Here is a 5,256-nt window from a genome sequence, read left to right on the forward strand (position 1 = left end):
CCACGACACCGACCGCGACGCCTGCGGCGGCTGCCCCCGCGGTGGACCAGCCGCCGCAGTTGTAGCACGATGAGCCGTAATTGTTCACCGTGACGGGCGGGTGGTAGGCAGGGTACTGGCCTCCGTAGTAAGCGCTGTGGTATGCGGTGGCGCCTGAAGCGCTCGTGTACGTCGAGTAACCCGATCCCGTTGTGTGGCTTGCCGTAGCCCCGTATGCGCTGGTGGCAGTTGTCCCTTGCCCGTAGGTGTGGGTCGCGCTGCCGCCATAGCGATTGGTCGCGGTTGTCTGATTGGATCCTTCCTGGTGAGTTGCCGTGCCGCCATAGCGGCTGGTTGCAGTCGCGCCCCCACCTGCGGTTTGCGTCAGGCTGCCACCCGCAGCGTCGGTGCGGGTGAAAGACCGCGATCCGGCAGTATGCGACGCAGTACCCCCGTAGGCGTCGGCATGCGACCACGCGCCGGCTGGACCCGCTACGAGGGCCGGGATGACAAGCCCCACCAGATGGATGAAGGCTCGTTTCATGATGGGTCTCCTCATTGAGCCTTGGCCGGCATGGTCTTCGGGGGGGGCTTCATTGCCGTCGTGTCCTCTGCGTCGGGGCGTGCGAAAGCAATGCGTGCCGCACCAGCAGTCTTGGCTGGAACAAACGCATCCGCTGGAATGGCCGTATCCAGTTCCCAGTTGGACAGCTCCAATACATGGCGCAACCGCGCGCGGTCGTTCAGGTAAATGGCATAGACGCGGCGCGGCAGCTTGTCCTGCGCACCGATCCATATCTGCACGAACACATTCCCCGTGACATAGGCCACCATGTCAGTCGTCGTGCCGCCGACCACGCTCGATTGACCGATATAGAAAGCGATCTTGAGTCCGTCAGCGATGTCTTTGTACGGATCCGCGACGATCACGTCGGAAAACGGGAAATAGATCGCGCCGGTGTGATAAGCCGCCTCCAGCGCGGCGTCGATAGTCGGAGGCGCGTCGGCGATGGCGACCAGATTCTCCTGCGGTGAAAATGCCGTCATGGTCTTGCCGTCGTAGTAAAACTCCGAGGCTGGCCCGTCGCCGAGCGTGATGACCTTGAGCTTGTCAGGTCGCTGTAGCGTGACCTCCGACTTGGTCGAATAGACAAGCGGAGGACCGAGACGGCTCGGACTCTCATAGGAGACGACCGCCGTAAAGGACATCGACTTCGCAGCTGAAAGACGGGCGCTCGCCGCCTTAAGGATGTCGATCGCGCGCGGCTCGAGGCCGGGCTGGAACGTCAGCGCGGCAGCCTTCGCCGTCGGCTTGGCCGCTGGTTTCGCCGCATGCTGCGTTTGTTGCGGCTGCTGGGCGTTGCCGCTTGCGGCCAGGAACACGCCGAGCACGACGACGGTTATGCCCCACTTCAATTTCTCGCAGGTCATCGCGGCCTCGGTGAATAAGCCGGTTTAGCGGCGCCCAGTTGCATTCAAGGGATCATGCCGCACTCAAACATCTTGTTGGCAATCGGCGCTGCCACCCTATCGATGAACGCCGCACGCATCTGCGGATCGGTGTGCAGTAATTGCAGGGCCTGCTGCTCTCTCTCGGGCATCGGCTCCCCTTGCTTCGAGGCTCGCTTCTGCCACAACTGCTCGCAACTCGATTGCTGATACTTTTGGATGACCCTGTCGGCCACCCTATCCAGCATCGGAAATTGTTGGCCGATCGCGGCACCCGCCAGCAGCAGCGCCGGCACCATCGCAAACCGCCAGAAACGCTTGTTCATAGGTTTGCCCTCATATCGTTATCAGCCGGTCATCCGCCATAAAAAGTGCCGCGACCAGCGCTTCCGCAAGGATGGCATGGCTCTTGGCCTTCTCCACGCAACTTCCCTCGGAACGCAGGATTAACCGCGTTCGCGCAATATAGAATAGGCGATGAAGATGCCGGCCGATATGAGACCAAGGGCGCATATCGGTACTCCAAGCCGACCTGTAGCATGCTTCATGGACGGGCGGCGGTTGTCATCGTGTGCTTGAAGAAGACGAGCACGAGCTAACCACGTTACGACTCCCGAATGCGACGATCCCTGCCCGCCCCGTTTTGCCGGCTGGCGAGCGCCCGGCCCGGTGTTATGCCGCCGGGCACAAGTCAATAGCAGGAGAATCAGTCCGCGACGCATGCCGGACTTCTCCTTGCGAGCGGAGAAGGAGGGTAAAAGAGTGAGCCACGTCGAGATCGCGTTGATCGTGTTTGCCTGTGTATTTGGCAGCGCGTTGGTTGGCTTGCGTGTGCGCACCATTTTGCCCAGGCACCACCTTAGCGACGAATCAACCGGTGTCCTAAAGCTGGCGGTCGGTCTGATAGCCACGATGGCCGCGTTGGTGCTTGGCCTACTAATTTCGTCGGCGAAGAGTTCATTCGATGCCGTGAACGGCGAGGTCGTGCGCAATGCCGCCAGCATCATCGTCCTCGATCGCGTTCTTGCCGAGTATGGCCCGGAAACGAAGGAGGTCCGTGATCTGCTTAAGCAGAGGGTCGGCATGTTGGTCCAGCTAATAGCTTCTGGCAAGCCTGCGCAGATCGCAGCGCTTCGTGGCATCGAGGCAATCAGGCGGGTGGAAGGCCTTGAACTCAAGTTGGGCGCACTGTCGCCGCGCAGCGACGCGCAACGTCAACTGCAGGCACGTGCCATTCAGATTGTGAATGACGTGGTGGCTGCGCGCCAACTGACGATGCTGCAATCCATGGGCTCGACCCCCGCCCCGTTGCTGATATGCCTGGTGTTTTGGCTCTGCATCATCTTTTGTTCGTTTGGCCTGTTCGCCTCCGCCAACGCTACAGTCATTTTTGGGTTATTTCTGGGTGCGCTGTCCACTTCGTGCGCAATATTGCTGATTCTCGAGATGAACACACCGCTCGACGGGATGATCACTGTCTCGCTCGCGCCTATGCGCGATGCGCTCGCCATGCTCGGTCAGTAGCGGCGAAAGGCGTCACGTACCGCCGTTACCATTTCTCCGTCGACCATGATCCTGTGCCGCCTCCTGACGAACGCGCGTCAGAGTGCCTGGGACTCCTCGAAGTACAACGGCGGCTTCAGGCATGGGAACATTCGGATGCTCGCTGATTTGCCTTTTACATCGAGCGGCTACTATCGGATCTATTTATATCGCCTAGAATCTACCAGGTACCCGGTCGTAAGGATCGGTCGGTCCGTGAGCCGACAGGCGGTGGACCGACACACGTTGGCATCTTAACCTCGTGAGCCGAAGTGAAGTACAGGTAACCATTTCAATAAAAATGGAGCGACCTGAACAACGTACCTGATCGCACCTTGAGCAAGGTGCCCGATCGCGACAGCCAGTTACACGCTCAAGCTGTGCCGCGAGCGACACTGGTCCGCACAAAAGAAAGCCCGGTCCAGACCTCTCCGGAAAAGGCTGGCGCGGGCGGCCTTATTGATTGATGAACTCGACAGGTGTCCTGGTCGCCTTGGTCTTCGCTGAGTTTGCGCGAGCGAACCCCCAGGGTCTGGTGAAACGCTCTCGCGAATTTAAATGTTGCCGATGTCGGCACGGAGGAAATGATGAGTCACATTAGTGCTGCAGTACTGACCGGTTCGCTTGCCATGTTGATCGCTCCCTTAGCCTGGGCTCAGGGCAACACGACAAGTAGTGCACCGGCCGCCGGACATCCCGATCCGATAGTGAGAATGCACCAGCAGGTCGCTGCGGCTAATCGCGTATACGACCAGAAGGTTGCTGCTGCGAAAAAAGTCTACGACCATAAGAAGGCGGAAGCCAAAAAAGAACGCGACGCCGCCATCAGTGTTGCGCACAACGGAGCGGGCCAATAGGAGTTGCGCTTCGCGTTGTGAGGGTCCCTATCCCGCAGGACGAAAAGGGCGCGAAAAAAGTCCCGCGTATCGCGGTCCGCCAAGCGCTGCGGCCGCACGAGTGGCGACCGGAATCGAGCCAAGTGCCGACGGGATAGGCCTGAGCCCGGAAACCAGCAGTCCTATCGAGAGCGCCGCGTGGTCTCTGCACGGCTCCATCCCATTGCGCTTTCCATCGGCACGACGAGGAGAGAGAACGCGTAATAAATCGAGCCCCATGAGACGAGTTGCGCCACTACGAGCGCCCCGGTCGCGATACTGGCACGGCGCTCAGCGTTGTCGTTCGGCTTCACCGTAAGCGGCTCACACGGGCCGTTCGTCCGCGCGCGCCCCTGAGGCATGACGGTGACTCGGACTTGCCCGGTCAGGTAGCGGGTGTCGGCGGACTGGCTGGGTCTCCCTGCCGCCTGTTCACTCTTCGCGGGGCGGGACGATCTGCGCGGTGATCGTCCGGTTCTTCCAGAACAGATTCTGGAGCCGCGGCTGCAAGGTGCGCAGCGCGTGTGGCTCAATGTCGTTGAAGATGACGATCACGGCGGGCCGCGAACCGGTGCCCGGCACACGCTGGATCGTGTCGAAAGACGGAAAGCCGTAACGAATCAGGAGCTCCCTGATCTCGTCCTCGCTTGTATCGTCTGCCACATTTGCCAACCAGAGTTCGGCCATGATGAACCTCTTTTTCGTTGCGGCCCCCAGGCCGTGATATGCAAGCCGCGAGCGAGCGGCGTGGCGCACGCGTCGCTACGCGGACACGCGTACTCAGGTGATCGACGCGTACGTGTGACGCGCGATCATCAGTTCTTCGTTGGTCGGAATCACCCAGGCCGAAGCCTTGCTCGACGCCGTGCTGATGAGCGGCCCGCCGCGCAGATTCGCCTGCTCGTCAAGTTCAATGCCGAGCCACTGCGCGTCGCGCGCAACGCGCTCGCGTATCTCCGCGGAACGCTCGCCAATTCCGGCGGTGAACACCAGTGCGTCGATTCCTCCCAAGGCAGCCGCCACCGACCCGAGTTCGCGCCCGATCCTGTAGACGAACAGATCCACCGCAAAGCCGGCGCGCGGGTCCGCGCTCGCCAGCAGTTCACGCATGTCGCCCGACACGTTCGAGACACCGAGCAGCCCCGACTCCTTGTAGATCAGATTTTCGATCGCGCGCGCGTTCATGCCCAACTCATCGATCAGGTAGAGGATCACGCCCGGGTCGAGACTGCCGCAGCGGGTACCCATCGGTAGTCCGTCGACCGCCGTGAAGCCCATGGTGCTCACCATGCTTTTTCCACCCTTCATCGCGCACAGGCTCGCGCCGTTGCCCAGATGCGCGACAACGGTTCGCCCGGAAGCGGCCTGCGGCGCCAGTTCGCGCAGCGCGCTCGCGATGTATTCGTAGGAC

At 61.1% G+C, this 5,256-nt stretch carries 7 protein-coding genes and 1 pseudogene; 2 read left to right on the top strand and 6 right to left on the bottom strand.

The window, feature by feature from the left end; genetic code table 11:
• From WCA53_RS24050 to WCA53_RS24060, 3 genes are all read right to left on the bottom strand, one after another.
• On the bottom strand, nt 1-523 hold a 523-nt coding region (locus tag WCA53_RS24050; RefSeq protein ID WP_423916353.1), incomplete at its 3' end, for a hypothetical protein.
• An 11-nt stretch (nt 524-534) separates the two neighbouring features.
• Complete coding sequence (locus tag WCA53_RS24055; RefSeq protein WP_423916355.1) at nt 535-1,410, bottom strand: DUF2092 domain-containing protein; 876 nt, start codon at nt 1,408-1,410, stop codon at nt 535-537.
• Nucleotides 1,411-1,454: 44 nt separating this feature from the next.
• Nucleotides 1,455-1,754: a hypothetical protein gene (locus WCA53_RS24060; protein ID WP_423916357.1), complete on the bottom strand. Its 300-nt coding sequence runs from the start codon at nt 1,752-1,754 to the stop codon at nt 1,455-1,457.
• A gap of 436 nt (nt 1,755-2,190) precedes the next feature.
• Between WCA53_RS24060 and WCA53_RS24065 the strand changes: the two genes are divergently transcribed.
• Both WCA53_RS24065 and WCA53_RS24070 read left to right on the top strand, forming a co-directional pair.
• Complete coding sequence (locus WCA53_RS24065) at nt 2,191-2,952, top strand: hypothetical protein (protein ID WP_423916360.1); 762 nt, start codon at nt 2,191-2,193, stop codon at nt 2,950-2,952.
• A gap of 605 nt (nt 2,953-3,557) precedes the next feature.
• Nucleotides 3,558-3,827: a hypothetical protein gene (locus WCA53_RS24070; protein ID WP_423916366.1), complete on the top strand. Its 270-nt coding sequence runs from the start codon at nt 3,558-3,560 to the stop codon at nt 3,825-3,827.
• A 106-nt stretch (nt 3,828-3,933) separates the two neighbouring features.
• Here WCA53_RS24070 and WCA53_RS24075 read toward each other — a convergent pair.
• From WCA53_RS24075 to WCA53_RS24085, 3 genes and pseudogenes are all read right to left on the bottom strand, one after another.
• A pseudogene (locus WCA53_RS24075) lies at nt 3,934-4,207 on the bottom strand (hypothetical protein); the annotation flags it as partial.
• 70 nt (nt 4,208-4,277) lie between these two features.
• A complete protein-coding gene (locus WCA53_RS24080; protein WP_423916362.1) occupies nt 4,278-4,532 on the bottom strand; it encodes an RNA recognition motif domain-containing protein in 255 nt (84 codons plus the stop codon).
• A gap of 93 nt (nt 4,533-4,625) precedes the next feature.
• Nucleotides 4,626-5,256: acetate/propionate family kinase (locus WCA53_RS24085; RefSeq protein WP_423916364.1), on the bottom strand; the 631-nt coding region annotated here is incomplete at its 5' end.

Source organism: Caballeronia sp., from assembly GCF_049581465.1.
Lineage (GTDB): Bacteria > Pseudomonadota > Gammaproteobacteria > Burkholderiales > Burkholderiaceae > Caballeronia.

Excerpts from the sequence above, each read along its gene's own strand:
- WCA53_RS24055 (WP_423916355.1), bottom strand. The coding sequence starts at position 1,410 with ATGACCTGCGAGAAATTGAAGTGGGGCATAACCGTCGTCGTGCTCGGC.
- WCA53_RS24060 (WP_423916357.1), bottom strand. The coding sequence starts at position 1,754 with ATGAACAAGCGTTTCTGGCGGTTTGCGATGGTGCCGGCGCTGCTGCTG.
- WCA53_RS24070 (WP_423916366.1), top strand. The coding sequence starts at position 3,558 with ATGAGTCACATTAGTGCTGCAGTACTGACCGGTTCGCTTGCCATGTTG.
- WCA53_RS24080 (WP_423916362.1), bottom strand. The coding sequence starts at position 4,532 with ATGGCCGAACTCTGGTTGGCAAATGTGGCAGACGATACAAGCGAGGAC.